The organism is Burkholderia sp. WP9 (assembly GCF_900104795.1).
In the GTDB taxonomy this organism is placed as follows: domain Bacteria; phylum Pseudomonadota; class Gammaproteobacteria; order Burkholderiales; family Burkholderiaceae; genus Paraburkholderia.
The window spans coordinates 574,390-588,837 of record NZ_FNTG01000001.1; the positions used below are offsets into that span (position 1 = coordinate 574,390).

Annotated in this window: 11 protein-coding genes; 8 read left to right on the forward strand and 3 right to left on the reverse strand. The window is 65.5% G+C overall.

What is annotated here, in order from left to right:
* Positions 1-151: 151 nt before the first annotated feature.
* The 3 genes from prfB to BLW71_RS02510 all read right to left on the reverse strand — a co-directional run bounded on the left by prfB (position 152) and on the right by BLW71_RS02510 (position 4,341).
* Positions 152-1,256 (reverse strand): peptide chain release factor 2 gene (gene prfB / locus BLW71_RS02500; RefSeq protein WP_143048276.1). Its coding sequence is split into 2 segments (ribosomal slippage): positions 152-1,174 and positions 1,176-1,256, totalling 1,104 coding nucleotides; the frame shifts between segments, so codons are not numbered across the junction.
* A gap of 153 nt (positions 1,257-1,409) precedes the next feature.
* Entirely contained in the window at positions 1,410-3,116 is a 1,707-nt protein-coding gene (gene recJ / locus BLW71_RS02505; protein WP_091792895.1) for a single-stranded-DNA-specific exonuclease RecJ, read from the reverse strand.
* 40 nt (positions 3,117-3,156) lie between these two features.
* The gene (locus BLW71_RS02510; protein WP_091792896.1) at positions 3,157-4,341 is read right to left on the reverse strand and encodes a regulator; all 1,185 of its coding nucleotides are present in this window, start codon (positions 4,339-4,341) and stop codon (positions 3,157-3,159) included.
* A 169-nt stretch (positions 4,342-4,510) separates the two neighbouring features.
* Here BLW71_RS02510 and BLW71_RS02515 point away from each other — a divergent pair, with 169 nt between their 5' ends.
* From BLW71_RS02515 to kdsA, 8 genes are all read left to right on the forward strand, one after another.
* Positions 4,511-4,756, forward strand: a complete 246-nt coding sequence (locus BLW71_RS02515) for a hypothetical protein (protein WP_091792897.1) — start codon at positions 4,511-4,513, stop codon at positions 4,754-4,756.
* A 313-nt stretch (positions 4,757-5,069) separates the two neighbouring features.
* A complete protein-coding gene (locus tag BLW71_RS02520) occupies positions 5,070-6,323 on the forward strand; it encodes a lipoprotein-releasing ABC transporter permease subunit (protein ID WP_091792898.1) in 1,254 nt (417 codons plus the stop codon).
* Positions 6,316-7,059, forward strand: coding sequence for a lipoprotein-releasing ABC transporter ATP-binding protein LolD (gene lolD / locus BLW71_RS02525; protein WP_091792899.1), 744 nt, complete (start codon positions 6,316-6,318; stop codon positions 7,057-7,059). The genes BLW71_RS02520 and lolD overlap by 8 nt, the downstream gene beginning before the upstream one ends.
* 46 nt (positions 7,060-7,105) lie before the next feature.
* A complete protein-coding gene (locus BLW71_RS02530) occupies positions 7,106-7,894 on the forward strand; it encodes a TatD family hydrolase (RefSeq protein ID WP_091792900.1) in 789 nt (262 codons plus the stop codon).
* A gap of 110 nt (positions 7,895-8,004) precedes the next feature.
* A complete protein-coding gene (locus BLW71_RS02535) occupies positions 8,005-10,749 on the forward strand; it encodes a DNA internalization-related competence protein ComEC/Rec2 (RefSeq protein WP_091792901.1) in 2,745 nt (914 codons plus the stop codon).
* 143 nt (positions 10,750-10,892) lie between these two features.
* Positions 10,893-11,696 (forward strand): alpha/beta fold hydrolase, encoded by an 804-nt coding sequence (locus BLW71_RS02540; protein WP_091792902.1) that lies wholly within the window; start codon positions 10,893-10,895, stop codon positions 11,694-11,696.
* 174 nt (positions 11,697-11,870) lie between these two features.
* A complete protein-coding gene (gene pyrG, locus BLW71_RS02545; RefSeq protein WP_091792903.1) occupies positions 11,871-13,544 on the forward strand; it encodes a CTP synthase in 1,674 nt (557 codons plus the stop codon).
* The gene (kdsA, locus tag BLW71_RS02550) at positions 13,541-14,395 is read left to right on the forward strand and encodes a 3-deoxy-8-phosphooctulonate synthase (protein WP_091792904.1); all 855 of its coding nucleotides are present in this window, start codon (positions 13,541-13,543) and stop codon (positions 14,393-14,395) included. Before pyrG ends, kdsA begins: the two co-directional genes overlap by 4 nt.
* The last annotated feature ends 53 nt before the right edge of the window (positions 14,396-14,448 follow it).

Sequence of the window (14,448 nt, forward strand, 5' to 3'; positions counted from 1 at the left end):
GCCCGCAGGCGAGTGGCGCGCTTGCGGGTGGCCAGTCAGTAAAAACCTCAGGCGGTGTAAAGAAACAGCGAAGAAACAGCGAAGAAACAGGAAGAAGCAGCAGAAGACGGCGAAGATGCGGCGCGGCTTTTTCAGGCCGCGCCGTTTGCGCTTAGACGCCCTGTTTCAGGCTGGCGCTGATGAACGGATCGAGGTCGCCGTCGAGCACACTCTTCGTGTTGCTGATTTCGACGTTGGTGCGCAGATCCTTGATACGGCTGTTGTCCAGCACGTACGAGCGGATCTGATGACCCCAGCCCACGTCGGTCTTGCCGGCTTCGAGCTTGTCCTGCTCTTCCTGACGCTTGCGGATTTCCGCTTCGTACAGGCGCGATTTCAGCATGGCCATGGCTTCAGCACGGTTGCGGTGCTGCGAACGGTCGTTCTGACACTGCACGACGATGCCCGACGGCATGTGCGTAATACGCACCGCGGAGTCGGTCTTGTTGATGTGCTGACCGCCCGCGCCGGACGCGCGGTACGTGTCGATCCGCAGATCGGCCGGATTGATGTCCACTTCGATCGAGTCGTCGATTTCCGGGTACACGAACACCGACGAGAACGACGTGTGACGGCCGCCCGACGAGTCGAACGGCGACTTGCGCACGAGGCGGTGCACGCCGGTTTCGGTGCGCAGAAAGCCGTACGCGTATTCGCCTTCGATCTTGATCGTGGCGTTCTTGATGCCCGCGACGTCGCCGTCGGTCTGTTCCAGCACTTCGGTCTTGAAGCCCTTGCGCTCGCAGTAGCGCAGGTACTGGCGCAGCAGCATGGATGCCCAGTCGCACGCCTCGGTGCCGCCGGCGCCGGCCTGGATGTCCAGGAACGCGTTGTTTGGATCGGCCGGGTTCGCGAACATGCGGCGGAATTCCATGTCCGCCACGCGCTGTTCGATGCCTTGCGCGTCGGCTTCGCAGGCGAGGAGGGTTTCCTCGTCGTCTTCTTCGCGGGCCATGTCGAACAGGTCCTGCGCGTCGCGCAGGTCGTTATCGAGCGACGTGAGTTTGCCGACCGTGTCGTCGAGCAGCTTTTTTTCCCGGCCGAGGGCCTGGGCGTGCTTCGAGTCGTTCCAGACGTCCGGGTCTTCGAGTTCCCGGTTGACTTCGATTAGACGCAGTGCTTTGTCGTCGTAGTCAAAGATACCCCCGTAGCGAGTCCGCGCGAGTGCGCAGGTCCGCCAGTGAGGCTTCGATCGCGTTGAGACGTTCCGCTTCCATGTCGATCTTTTATAGCTTCGTAAAAAGACGAAATTATAGCCGATCGGCGCGGCGCGCCGGAGGCTCTTGAGCGATCCGGCGCGTGTTTGGGGTTGATTTTGTGGAGATTTTCGACGTTTTCAGGACGCCGGACCCCGGCGCGCTGCGCGAGCTTCAGCTCGCCGCGTGCTCGACGATCAACTGCACGCGCGACACGCCGTTCCACGTATCGCTCGCGAGACGGTAGGCGACCGTGGTGCGGGCGGGCAGCGTGTCCGTGTGGTTGAACCAGATCGCGTTGAAGCGCTGGCGGCCGCGCACGAGTTGCAGTTTCAGGTGCTTGTCCTTCACCAGCGCCTGCGACGCGATATCGAATTCGCCCGAAAACACCGGCGCCGGGAAACCTTGGCCCCACACGGCGGCGTCGAGCATTTCGACGAATTGCGGCGTGAAGTACGCGTCTTCGAGCTCGCCGTCGGTTTCCACCGTGCGCGAGAGCGCCTCTTCGGACAGCCATTCGCGGCCGACCGCTTCGAACGCGGCGGTGAAGCGCGGCACGTCGGCGGCGGCGAGCGTAAGGCCCGCGGCCATCGCGTGGCCGCCGAACTTCACGATCAGGCCCGGCTCGCGCTTCGAGATCAGGTCGAGCGCGTCGCGCAGATGGAAGCCCGCAATGGAGCGGCCGGAGCCTTTGACGGTCTGGCCGCTGTCGTCGGCGAGCGCGAAAGTGAACGAGGGCCGGTGGAATTTCTCCTTCAGCCGTCCCGCGACGATGCCGATCACGCCCTGGTGCCAGTCGGGATTGAAGAGCGTGATGGTGGTCCTGCCGTCCGGGTCGATCGCCGAGAGGTCGTCGAGCGCCTGTTGCTGCATGTCGGCTTCGATTTCGCGGCGCTCGCGGTTCATCGTGTCGAGTTGCTGCGCAAGGTCCCAGGCGCGGCCGATGTCGTCGGTCGTCAGGCATTCGATTCCGAGCGACATGTCCGACAGGCGGCCCGCCGCATTCAGGCGCGGCCCGAGCGCGAAGCCGAGGTCGAACCCCGACGCGCTGCGGGCGTCGCGCGCGGCTGCGCGAAACAGCGCGGCGATGCCCGGCTGCATCTTGCCTTTGCGGATGCGCTGCAACCCTTGCGCGACCAGCACGCGGTTATTGCCGTCGAGCTTGACCACGTCCGCGACCGTGCCGAGCGCGACCAGATCGAGCAGACCGTCGAGGCGCGGTTCGGGGAAGTTATCGTTGAACGCGCCACGGCGGCGCAATTCCGCGCGCAACGCGAGCAGCACATAAAACATCACGCCGACGCCCGCAATGCACTTGCTCGGAAACGTGCAGCCCGGCTGGTTCGGATTGACGATCGCGCGGGCGGGCGGCAGTTCGTCGCCGGGCAGGTGGTGATCCGTGACCAGCACGTCGATGCCGAGCGCGTTGGCCGCTTCCACGCCGTCCACGCTGGCGATGCCGTTATCCACCGTGATCAGCAAGTCCGGTTTGCCCGACGGATTGCGCGCCGCCAGCGCGACGATCTCCGGCGTCAGGCCGTAGCCGTATTCGAAACGGTTCGGCACCAGGTAGTCGATCCGGCCGCCGAACATGCGCAGGCCGCGCACGGCGACCGCGCAGGCGGTAGCGCCGTCGCAGTCGTAGTCGGCGACCACCAGCATGCGACGCTGGTTCTGGATCGCGTCGGCGAGCAGGGCGGCGGCGTCTTCGCAGCCTTTGAGCGCGACCGGCGGCACGAGCCGCGCGAGGCCCGTTTCGATCTCGTCGGGCATGCACACACCGCGCGCCGCGTAGAGGCGCGCGAGCACCGGATGCAGGCCGTGGCGGGTGAGAATTTCAGCGTCGACGGGAGAGCAGGTGCGCGTAACGATTCGAGTCATTCGGAAAGGCCGTGGATCATTCGTTGGGTCATTCGATCATTCATTCGATGAACAGCGAGGCGAGCACGCGCCGCCGCCAGAATTTGCGCAGATCGCCGCGCGTAACGGAGAGCGTCACCGAGCCCGTGTCGCCGCACAAGGTCAGGCCGAGTTCGCCGAGCTCGCCGGATTGCAGCGCGGCGAGCGCCGGTTCGAACCAGTCCGTTTGCATGGCGGCGAAGGCGTCGTTCCAGCGCGCCCAATCCTGCTCGATGTAGGGCGCGGAGAACGGATCGAGTTCGACCAGCGTGGAACCGCTCGTGTCCGTGTTTGCATTCGAGTTGGCGTTGGCGTTGAGCGCGGGCGCGCCGCCCGACGTGCCGCGCAGCGCGTTATCCGCAGCGCCGCGCGTCGCGCCCGCCGCCCGCAGCGCCGCAAACGACGCCGGCGGCGCAGCCGCCGCGACGCCCGCGGTCATCGCGAGGCCACGTGTGGCGGCGGCGTCGGAGAACACCCGTGCAAACGGGCTGCGCACCGGTTGCGCCGCGCCTTGCGCGTGAAACCAGATCGAGTTGACGGCCGGCAGGCCGCGCGCTTCGCGCGCTTCATTGACCGGATGTTCGAACCATGCCATTTGCACTTCGTTCTGCAGCTTCATCCAGGCGCGCGAACGCTCGCCGGAATGCGCCTCGTGCGGCAGCCAGATTTCGATGTTGCGCCCGCTCGCGCGCAACGGCGACGCGCCGGCCAACGTGCCGAACCCTTCGCCCGACAGATACCAGCGCGCGGGCCGCGGCGCTTCGATACGCACGCCGAGTTCCTCGATCAGCGGCCGCGCGACCGCCAGCAGGGCGCCGGCTTCCGCATCGGACAGATCGAGCGAGGCCGGATCGATGAGCACCAGATGGTCGTGCGCGATGCGCACATGCACCGGCTGCACGCAGGCCCATGTCGCGTTGCCGGGTTCACCGCCGTCGGCGCGCAGCATGTAGGGCGCGAGCGGCGCTTCGTCGGCGGCGGCCGCGCCGCTCGGCAGCGCGCCGAACTGGCGCGCGACCCAGCGCTCGTGCGGCAGCGTGCGCTGAAAGTCTTCGCCGATCACGCGCTCCACCAGCGTCGCGCGTGAAATCAGCCGGTCGAGGGCGGGACTGCGGATATCGTGAAGGGCGGTTGCGGCGTCCGCTGCGGCGGGCAGCGCGAAGGGCAGGAGAAGATGGAGGCGGTTGGCGAGCATGATGCTGCGCATTGTAGGGCAAAGAGTGCGAGTATTCCGTCCATCAGCTCCCGCTTGCTGAAGCCGCGGCGGCGGGCCATGCGTTCGCCGCCGTATCAGCCTGGCGTGGTCAGACCCGGGCCTGAAGCGTGGAGCAACAGCCGCGCGCGGCGGCACCGCGCAGAGGACGATGGAGACCGTCATGTCGCGTGAACTCAAAACCGAACAGGAACTGCTGGCGCTGGTCGTCAAGGCGCTCGATGCCAATCCGGCCACGGCCGGCTGGATTCCAACCGGTTTCCACGAAACCGTGGACGACGAGACCGGCTGCAACTGGGACATCAGCCATCTGCACCGCGACCGCAAGGACGCCGACGTGGCCGGGGTCGCCAACAGCGCCGCCGCGGGCATCATCAATGAGCTGCGCGGGCGTTACAACCTGCGGTAGGTGGAATGGGCGTGCGTTTCGGGGCCGGTCATTGCGCCTGCGCTCCGCTGCCGACTGCCTTTGCGCGAGTCGGCGGCATTGTATGGCAAACTTCGCGCTTGATTGGTGGTGGCAGTGGCGGTGCCAGCGGCGGCGGGCGTCTTCCAGACCGCCGCGGATCGGGGTGGCGCGCCCATTGCTAAGGGCATGGCGCGTCATGCCGGAACCATCCGCTGCGCAACGACACCAATAATCACGACGCTCGGGCCGCACGGCAGGCGCTTCACGCCTTCGTGCGCGGCACAAAGCCGAAGAAACGCAGAAAAGGATTCGCTTGAAATTTCCCTACGAATGGCAGATTGGCTGGCGCTACACCCGCGCCGGCAAACGCACGACCGGTAACGGCTTCATTTCCTTCATCGCGCTCGTCTCGATGTCGGGCATCGCGCTCGGCGTCGCGGCGCTGATCGTCGTGTTGTCCGTGATGAACGGTTTTCAGAAAGAGGTGCGCGACCGCATGCTGTCGGTGCTCGCGCACGTGGAAATTTTCTCGCCGACCGGGTCGATGCCCAACTGGCAGTTGACCGCCCAGGAAGCCCGCCAGAACAAGGAAGTGATCGGCGCGGCGCCGTATGTCGAAGCGCAGGCGCTGCTCACGCGTCAGGACGCGGTGAGCGGGGTGGCGCTGCGCGGCGTCGAGCCGTCGCTCGAGCCGCAGGTGTCCGATATCGGCAAGGAAATGAAAGGCGGCAGTCTGAACGCGCTGGTGCCGGGCGATTTCGGCATCGTGCTCGGCGCCGATCTCGCCACCAGTCTCGGCGTCACGGTCAACGACAAGATCACGCTGGTCGCGCCGGAAGGCACGATCACGCCCGCCGGCATGCTGCCACGGCTCAAGCAGTTCACGGTGGTCGGCATCTTCGAGTCGGGGCATTACGAATACGACAGCACGCTCGCGCTGATCAACATCAAGGACGCGCAGGCGCTGTTCCGGCTGCCCGCGCCGACCGGCGTGCGGTTGCGCCTGACCGACATGCAGCGCGCGCCAGAAGTCGCGCATCAGCTCGCGCGCACGCTGTCCGGTGATCTGTACATTCGCGACTGGACGCAGCAGAACAAGACCTGGTTCTCGGCGGTGCAGATCGAAAAACGCATGATGTTCATCATCCTCACGCTGATCATCGCGGTGGCGGCGTTCAATCTGGTCTCGTCGCTCGTCATGACGGTGACCAACAAGCAGGCCGACATCGCGATTCTGCGCACGCTCGGCGCGCAGCCCGGCTCGATCATGAAGATCTTTGTGGTGCAGGGCGTGACGATCGGCTTTATCGGCACGGCCACCGGCGTCGCGCTCGGTTGCCTGATCGCGTGGAGCATTCCGTGGCTCGTGCCCATGATCGAGCACATGCTCGGCGTGCAGTTCCTGCCGCCGTCGGTGTATTTCATCAGCGAATTGCCGTCCGAACTGATTCCGGCCGACGTCGCGCGGATCGGCATCATCGCCTTCCTGATGTCGGCGCTGGCAACCTTGTACCCGAGCTGGCGTGGTGCGAAAGTCCGTCCCGCGGAGGCACTGCGCTATGAATGACCGTTCCGCTACTCTATCCATGGCTTCTTCAGATACCGTGCTGCATCCCTATGTGCTGGAAGCGACCGGCATTTCCAAGTCGTTCGTGCAGGGCGGTCTGAACGTGACGGTGCTCAACAACGCGGAACTGAACGTGCGGCGCGGCGAGAAGCTGGCGATCGTCGGCGCGTCGGGGTCCGGCAAGAGCACGCTGCTGCATGTGCTCGGCGGCCTCGACGACCCGAGCGCCGGGCATGTCTCCGTCATGGGCAAACCGTTCACCAGGCTCTCCGAGCGCGAGCGCAACGACCTGCGTAACCGCGCGCTGGGATTCGTGTATCAGTTCCACCACCTGCTGCCCGAGTTTTCCGCGCTCGATAACGTCGCGATGCCGCTGCGAATCCGCCGCATGTCCACCGAAGCGTCGCGCCGCGAAGCGCTCGCGGTGCTGGAGCGCGTCGGCATGGGGCATCGCGCGAAGCATCGTCCGGGCGAGTTGTCGGGCGGCGAGCGTCAGCGTGTCGCGATTGCGCGCGCGTTGGTGACGAAGCCCGCCTGCGTGCTGGCCGACGAACCGACCGGCAATCTCGACGGCGGCACCGCCGACACCGTGTTCAACCTGATGCTCGAACTGTCGCAAACGCTCGAAACGAGCTTCGTGATCGTCACGCACGATCCGGAACTGGCGGGACGTTGCGACCGCATCATGCGGCTGCGCGACGGGGTGCTGCACGAAGAGCCGGTGGTGCCGGTCTGATTGCCGGACACCGAAAGCTTGGGCTGAGCCGTTAGCGAGGCACGCCATGTGGATCGATACGCACTGTCATCTCGATGCATCGGAATTCGACGCCGACCGCGCGCAAGTCGCGGCGGCGGCGCAGCGCGCGGGCGTGGGGCGGATCGTGATTCCGGCGATCGGCCGCGAGAACTTCGCCACGGTGCGCGAACTGGCGCACCGGGTCGCCGGCGGCGCGTATGCGCTCGGCATCCATCCGTTGTTCACGCCGTCGGCGCAAGAGAGCGATCTTGATTTGTTGCGCATGGAAATCGAGGCGAGTCTCGACGATCCGCTGTTTGTCGGTATCGGTGAGATCGGGCTGGATTATTTCGTCGACGGTCTCGACGACGCGCGCCAGCAGTTCTTCTACAACGCTCAGTTGCAACTCGCACGCGAATTCGATCTGCCGGTGATCTGCCATGTGCGCAAATCGCAGGATCAGGTGATCAAGGGGCTGCGGCGGCATCAGATTCACCGCGGCATTGCGCATGCATTCAACGGCAGTTTTCAGCAGGCTCAGGCGTATATCGACCAGGGCATGCATCTCGGTTTCGGCGGCAATCTGACGTTCGAGCGGGCGCGGCAAATCCGCCGCCTCGCCGAACAGTTGCCGTTCGACGCACTGGTCGTCGAGACCGATGCGCCGGACATCGCTCCGGCCTGGATCTACAAGCAGCGCAACTCGCCGGAGCAGATTCCGGCGATCGGCGCGGGCCTCGCGGAACTGCGCGGCATGACAGCCGATGAAGCCGCCCTAGGCACAACGGCTAACGCGCTCGCCGCGCTGCCGCGGCTCGCACTTTCCTCTGCATAATTGAACTCGATGGTCTGAGTGGTTCGCGCCGGGCGACACCCACGCCCGGCGGGTTCGTTGACGCCCGCGCGTAGGCGTTGTGTCGTCCGGCGTCTGCTGGCGGAGGGCGGATGCGGGCATGGTGGTGCGGGTTTGCGTTGGGAGTGGTCTGGCTGCAGCGGCAGGCGGCGCTGCCGGATTGGGTGGCGATGTGCGGGCTGGTGATGGTCGCGTGCGCTGCGGTTGTCGTGGCGGTGTGGGGGTTGGGCGGGGCTGAGGGGTTGGTGGAGGGGCATGGGGCGGTGGGTGCGGCAGCCGGTTTGGCTGCTGGCGCGAAGGAGTGTTTAGCTCCTGCGTCGGCGTCGTCGCCGCCGCCAACCGCCGCGCCTACGTTTGGCGCGTACGCTCGCGCCGCGAAGCTCGCTTCACTCATAACTCGCGTCCGCTTTACCCCGCGCTTGCGTTCAGTCGCCGGTTGGGGCGCCCTGTGGTGCGCCGCGTTGTGCGCGGGCTTCGGCTACGCCGCCCTGCGCGCGGAGATGCGCCTCGCGGTGAGCTTGCCGACTGCATGGGAAGGTCGCGATATCGAAGTCTCCGGCACTATCAAAGGCTTGCCGTCACGCGACGAAAACGGCGCGCGTTTTCTATTCGACGTCGAATCGGCCGACGCGCCTATTGCCAATTTCCCGCGCGTGATCCAGCTATCGTGGATTGCCGAAGATGCGCCGCCGCCGATCCTCGAACCCGGCGCACGCTGGCAGTTGACCGTCCGGCTCAAACGTCCGCATGGCAACGCCAACTTCGGCGTGCGGGATGCCGAGGCCAATCTGCTCGCCCGCAACGTGCGGGCCACCGGCTACGTGAGCGCGCCGGCTCGCGCGGTGCGATTGCGTGGCCACGCACGCGGGATCGGCGTGACGGTGGACCGCTGGCGTGCGGCGCTGCGCGCGCGGATCGGCGCGGTACTCGGGGATGCGCCACACCGCGGGATCGTCGTGGCGCTCGCCATCGGCGCGCAGGACGAAGTCAGCGCCGCGGACTGGCTGCTGATGCGCGGCACGGGCACGAGTCATCTCGTGGCGATTTCGGGACTGCACATTGGCTTCGTCGCGGGTCTCGCGGGCTGGTTCGCGGGAGCGCTGTGGCGGCGCTCCGGTTGGATCGGCCGCGACTGGCCCTTGCGGCTGCCCGCACAAGTCGTCGCGATGACGGGCGGTGCGCTGTTCGCCGCGCTGCACGCCGCGTTGGCCGGCTTCAATGTGCCGGCGCAGCGCGCGCTATGGATGGCGGCTGTGGTCGCACTCGCGTTCGTCAGCGGGCGCAATGTGGCGCGGTCCGCGGTGCTTGCCTGGGCATTGGGGCTCGTGCTGCTGATCGATCCCTGGGCGGTCGTGTCGGCGGGATTCTGGTTGTCCTTCTGCGCGGTCGCGGCAATCCTGTTCGCCATGTCGGGACGCCCGCAAGTGCAGGACCACGAACAGCACCACGACGATGCGAACGTGAACGGTGAGGCACCGTCCTGGCTATCGAGGCTGCGTGCCGGATTGCCGCGCCGCGTGCGCGGTGCAGGCGTAAGACTGCGCAGTGCGGCGCAGGTGCAGTTCGCCGTGACGGTCGCGCTCGCGCCGCTCACCGTTTACTGGTTCGCGCAGATTCCGCTGATCGGTCCGCTCGCGAATGCATTCGCGATTCCGTGGGTGAGCCTGCTGGTGACGCCGTCGGTACTGGCGGGCGTCGCGCTGCCCGCACCGCTCGACGCTTACGCGTGGCATGTCGCGCATGCTTTGCTGGAGTGCCTGGCCGCGGGCTTGCAGCGGCTGTCGGGCCCCGCCTGGGCGCTCTGGCGCCTGCCGCAACCGGATGCGTGGACGCTGGCCGCCGCCGCGCTCGGCGTGCTCTGGTGTCTGGCGCCGCGCGGCTGGCCGTTGCGCTGGGCCGCACCGCTGACGTGGCTGCCGCTCGTCATGCCGGCGCCGTCCGGGCCACCGCACGGCAGCTTCCGCCTCACGGCGCTGGACGTCGGTCAAGGTACGTCCGTGCTGGTGCAAACGGCGCGTCACACGTTGCTGTTCGATACGGGTCCGGGACCGGAATCGACTCACGCGGGCGAGCGGGTGGTCGTGCCGTTCTTGCAGGCGCATGGTGTGAACGCGCTCGATACGCTGATCGTCAGCCACGCCGATTCCGATCATTCGGGCGGCGCGCCCGCTGTTCTCGACGCGATCGAGGTGCATCAAATGGTGGCGGCGTTGGCGCCGTCGAATGCGCTGTGGTCGAACGCGCGCCGGCACGGCGCCGACACGCTGCCCTGCGCGGCTGGGCAGCGCTGGCAGTGGGACGGCGTCGAGTTCACGATGCTCTGGCCCGACGCCGGTCCGCTGCAAGGCAAGCCGAACGCGCATTGCTGCGTGCTGCGGGTCAGCACGTTGCCGCCCGCCACCGGTCAGCCGACCGCGGGCGTTCAACCCGTTCAAACAACGCCGCCGGTCATGACCGCCTTGCTCACGGCGGATATCGAGGCGCCCGTGGAACGTGTTCTGCTCGCGCGTGATCGCGGCGCATTGCAGGCTCAGGTGCTGGTCGTGCCGCATCACGGCAGCAAGACCTCGTCGATCGAGCCGTTCCTCGACTCTATCGACCCGCTCGTCGCGCTATTTCAGGTAGGCTATCGCAACCGTTTTCATCATCCGAGTGCGGGTGTGTTCGAGCGCTACAAGGCACGGCAGATCGAACTTGGCCGCAGCGATACGGACGGTGCGGTGCGGGTCGAGGTGAACCCGGGCGCCGGGTCGAATCCTCGCGCCACGAGCGAAAGTGCGGGGCTCACGCTCGAGCGTTATCGCGACACGCAGCGCCGCTACTGGATGGATCGCTAGCAGGCTTGTCGGCGAAATGCCGGCCGGCATGGATGGACGAAACGCAGCAGGACCGCACAAGAAACGCGCTGCTGGGCAAAGCGCCTGCGCGCAAGCGCGCACGGAAGCCCCGCGCGCAAAAAACAGAACGGAGATAGCCGCAGTTGAAAAACATCATCCACTTCTCGCACGCGAACGGCTTTCCGGCGTCGACCTACCGGACGATCTTCGCCGAACTCGCCGACGACTATGAACTGCGCTCCATCGAGCGGATCGGTCACGACGCGCGCTTTCCGGTGACGCAGGACTGGCCGCATCTGGTCGAGCAGTTGCTCGACGACATCGGCAGAACGTACGAACACCCGGTGTGGCTGGTGGGGCATTCGCTCGGCGGCTATCTGTCGCTGATGGCCGCGCTGAAAAAGCCGCAGTGGGTGAGAGGGGTCGTGATGCTCGATTCGCCGGTGATCGCCGGCTGGCGCAGCAGCATGCTGCGGGTGTCGCAATGGACCGGGCTCGACGAGCGGCTCTCGCCCGCGGCCGCCACCCGTACGCGCCGCACCCAGTGGGCGAGCCGCGACGAAGCGTGGCGGCATTTCCATTCGAAGCCGGCATTCGCGCGCTGGGATGAGCGCATGCTCTCCGACTACATCGACTTCGGGATTCCGCAAACTTCGCCGGACGGCTCGCGTTCGCTGGCGTTCGATCGCCGCACCGAGTATCAGATCTATAGAACCTTGCCGCATACGCTCGGCTCGCGGCTCGCCCGGGGCGCACCGGTGCCGGTGGGTTTCATCGCCGGCACGCGTTCGAAGGAAATTCGCCAGGCCGGTCTCGCGGCCACCCGCCGTGCGACCGGCGGTCATGTGGAATGGATCGAGGGCAGTCATCTGTACCCGATGGAAAAACCGCTCGAAACCGCGCGCGCGGTGCAACGCATGTTGCATGAACTGGAGCGGCGCGCCTGACGCCGCGTTGAGTGCGGCGCATGGCCGCCGTGCATGCGCCGCAAAAAAAGGTGCATGATCGACCTGCGGCGACGGCCGCCGCGGTGGCATATGCGCGCGCAGACATTGCTCGGATTTTGCTGGGTTGAGACCCTGCTTTACGGTATAATCCGTTTTTCCCGCGAGCATCCAGCGATGACCAAATATGTTTTCGTCACCGGCGGCGTAGTATCTTCCCTCGGCAAGGGTATTGCCGCCGCTTCCCTCGCCGCGATCCTCGAATCGCGCGGTCTTAAAGTCACCCTCCTCAAGCTCGATCCCTACATCAATGTCGACCCCGGCACGATGAGCCCGTTTCAACACGGCGAAGTGTTCGTGACGGAAGACGGAGCGGAGACCGACCTCGACCTCGGCCACTATGAGCGCTTCATCAGCACGAAGATGCGCAAGGCCAATAACTTCACCACGGGCCAGATTTACGAATCGGTGATCCGCAAGGAACGCCGCGGCGATTATCTCGGCAAGACGGTGCAGGTCATCCCGCACATCACGAACGAAATCCAGGCGTTCATCGAACGCGGTGCGGCTTCCGCAACGTGCGGTGAGCCGGACGTCGCCATCGTCGAAGTGGGCGGCACCGTGGGCGATATCGAATCGCTGCCGTTCCTCGAGGCCGCGCGTCAGATGAGCCTGCGCATGGGCCGCAACAGCGCGTGCTTCGTGCACCTCACGCTGGTGCCCTGGGTCGCCACGGCCGGCGAACTGAAGACCAAGCCCACGCAGCACAGCGTGCAGAAGCTGCGCGAAATCGGTATCTCGCCGCACGTGCTGCTGTGCCGTGCCGACCGCCGCATTCCGGACGACGAGCGCGCGAAGATCTCCATGTTCTCGAACGTGCCGGAAGACGCCGTGATCTCCGTGTGGGACGCGGACAGCATCTACAAGATTCCGCAGATGCTGCACGATCAGGGCCTCGACGCGATCATCTGCGAAGAGCTCAAGCTCACGCCGAAGCCGGCCGATCTGTCCATGTGGTCCGATCTGGTCGAGAAGCTGCAGCATCCGAAGAATGAAGTCACGATCGGCATGGTCGGCAAGTATGTCGATCTGACCGAGTCGTACAAGTCGCTGATCGAAGCGCTGCGCCATGCGTCGATGCATACGTCGACCAAGGTCAACATCGAATACATCGACTCGGAAGAAATCGAGACGCAAGGCGTCGAAAGCCTCAAGCATCTGGACGCGGTCCTCGTGCCGGGCGGCTTCGGCCGTCGCGGCACCGAAGGCAAGATCGCCGCGATCCGTTATGCGCGTGAAGCGAAGGTGCCGTATCTCGGCATCTGCCTCGGCATGCAGCTCGCCGTGATCGAATTCGCCCGCGACGTGGTGGGTCTGAAAGACGCGAACAGCACCGAGTTCGATCAGGAAACGCCGAACCGCGTGGTCGCGCTGATCACCGAATGGTACGACCGCGAAGGCCGCGTCGAGAAGCGCACGGAAGAGTCGGATCTGGGCGGCACGATGCGCCTCGGCTCGCAACGCTGCCCGATCAAGCCCGGCACGATGGCCGAAGAGATCTATGGCAAGGACGTGAACGAGCGCCATCGCCACCGTTATGAAGTCAATAACCGCTTCGTGCCCCAACTCGAAGCGGGCGGCCTTATCATCAGCGCCCGTACCCCGAGTGAAGATCTGCCGGAAATGATGGAATTGCCGCGCAGCATGCACCCGTGGTTCGTCGGCGTGCAATTCCACCCGGAATTCACGTCCACGCCGCGTGACGGCCATCCGTTGTTCAAGTCGTTCGTCGAAGCAGCGCTCGCGCACCACGAGGCAAGCACGGCGACCGCAGTCGGGGAGAAAGCATGAAACTGGGCGATTTCGAAATCGGGCTCGACAAGCCGTTTTTCCTGATCGCAGGCACCTGTGTCGTCGAATCCGAACAGATGACGATCGACACAGCCGGCCGGCTGAAGGAAATCTGCGCGAAGCTGAATATTCCGTTCATCTACAAATCGTCGTACGACAAGGCCAACCGCAGCAGCGGCAAGTCGTTCCGCGGTCTGGGCATGGACGAAGGTTTGCGCATCCTGTCCGAAGTGAAGCGTCAACTCGGTCTACCCGTGCTGACCGATGTTCACGCCGAGCACGAGATCGAGCAGGTCGCCTCGGTGGTCGACGTGCTTCAAACGCCGGCTTTCCTGTGCCGTCAAACGGACTTCATCCACGCTTGCGCGCGTTCGGGCAAACCGGTCAACATCAAGAAAGGCCAGTTTCTCGCCCCGCACGACATGAAGAACGTGATCGACAAGGCGCGCGATGCCGCGCGTGAAGCGGGTCTGTCGGAAGACCGTTTCATGGCGTGTGAGCGCGGCGTGTCGTTTGGCTATAACAATCTCGTGTCGGACATGCGCTCGCTCGCGATCATGCGCGAAACCAACGCGCCGGTCGTGTTCGACGCCACTCACTCGGTGCAGTTGCCGGGCGGGCAGGGCACGAGCTCGGGTGGTCAGCGTGAGTTCGTGCCGGTGCTCGCACGTGCCGCGGTGGCGGTGGGCGTGTCGGGACTCTTCATGGAGACTCACCCGAATCCGGCCGAAGCCAAATCGGACGGTCCGAACGCGGTGCCGCTTCATCGCATGGCCGATCTGCTCGAGACGCTGGTTACGCTCGATCAGGCCGTCAAGCGCGCGCCGTTCCTCGAAAGCGATTTCAACTGATTCAGGCATTCACCGCGTGTCACGATCGGATTGCACAATCGGCACGCGGCGAA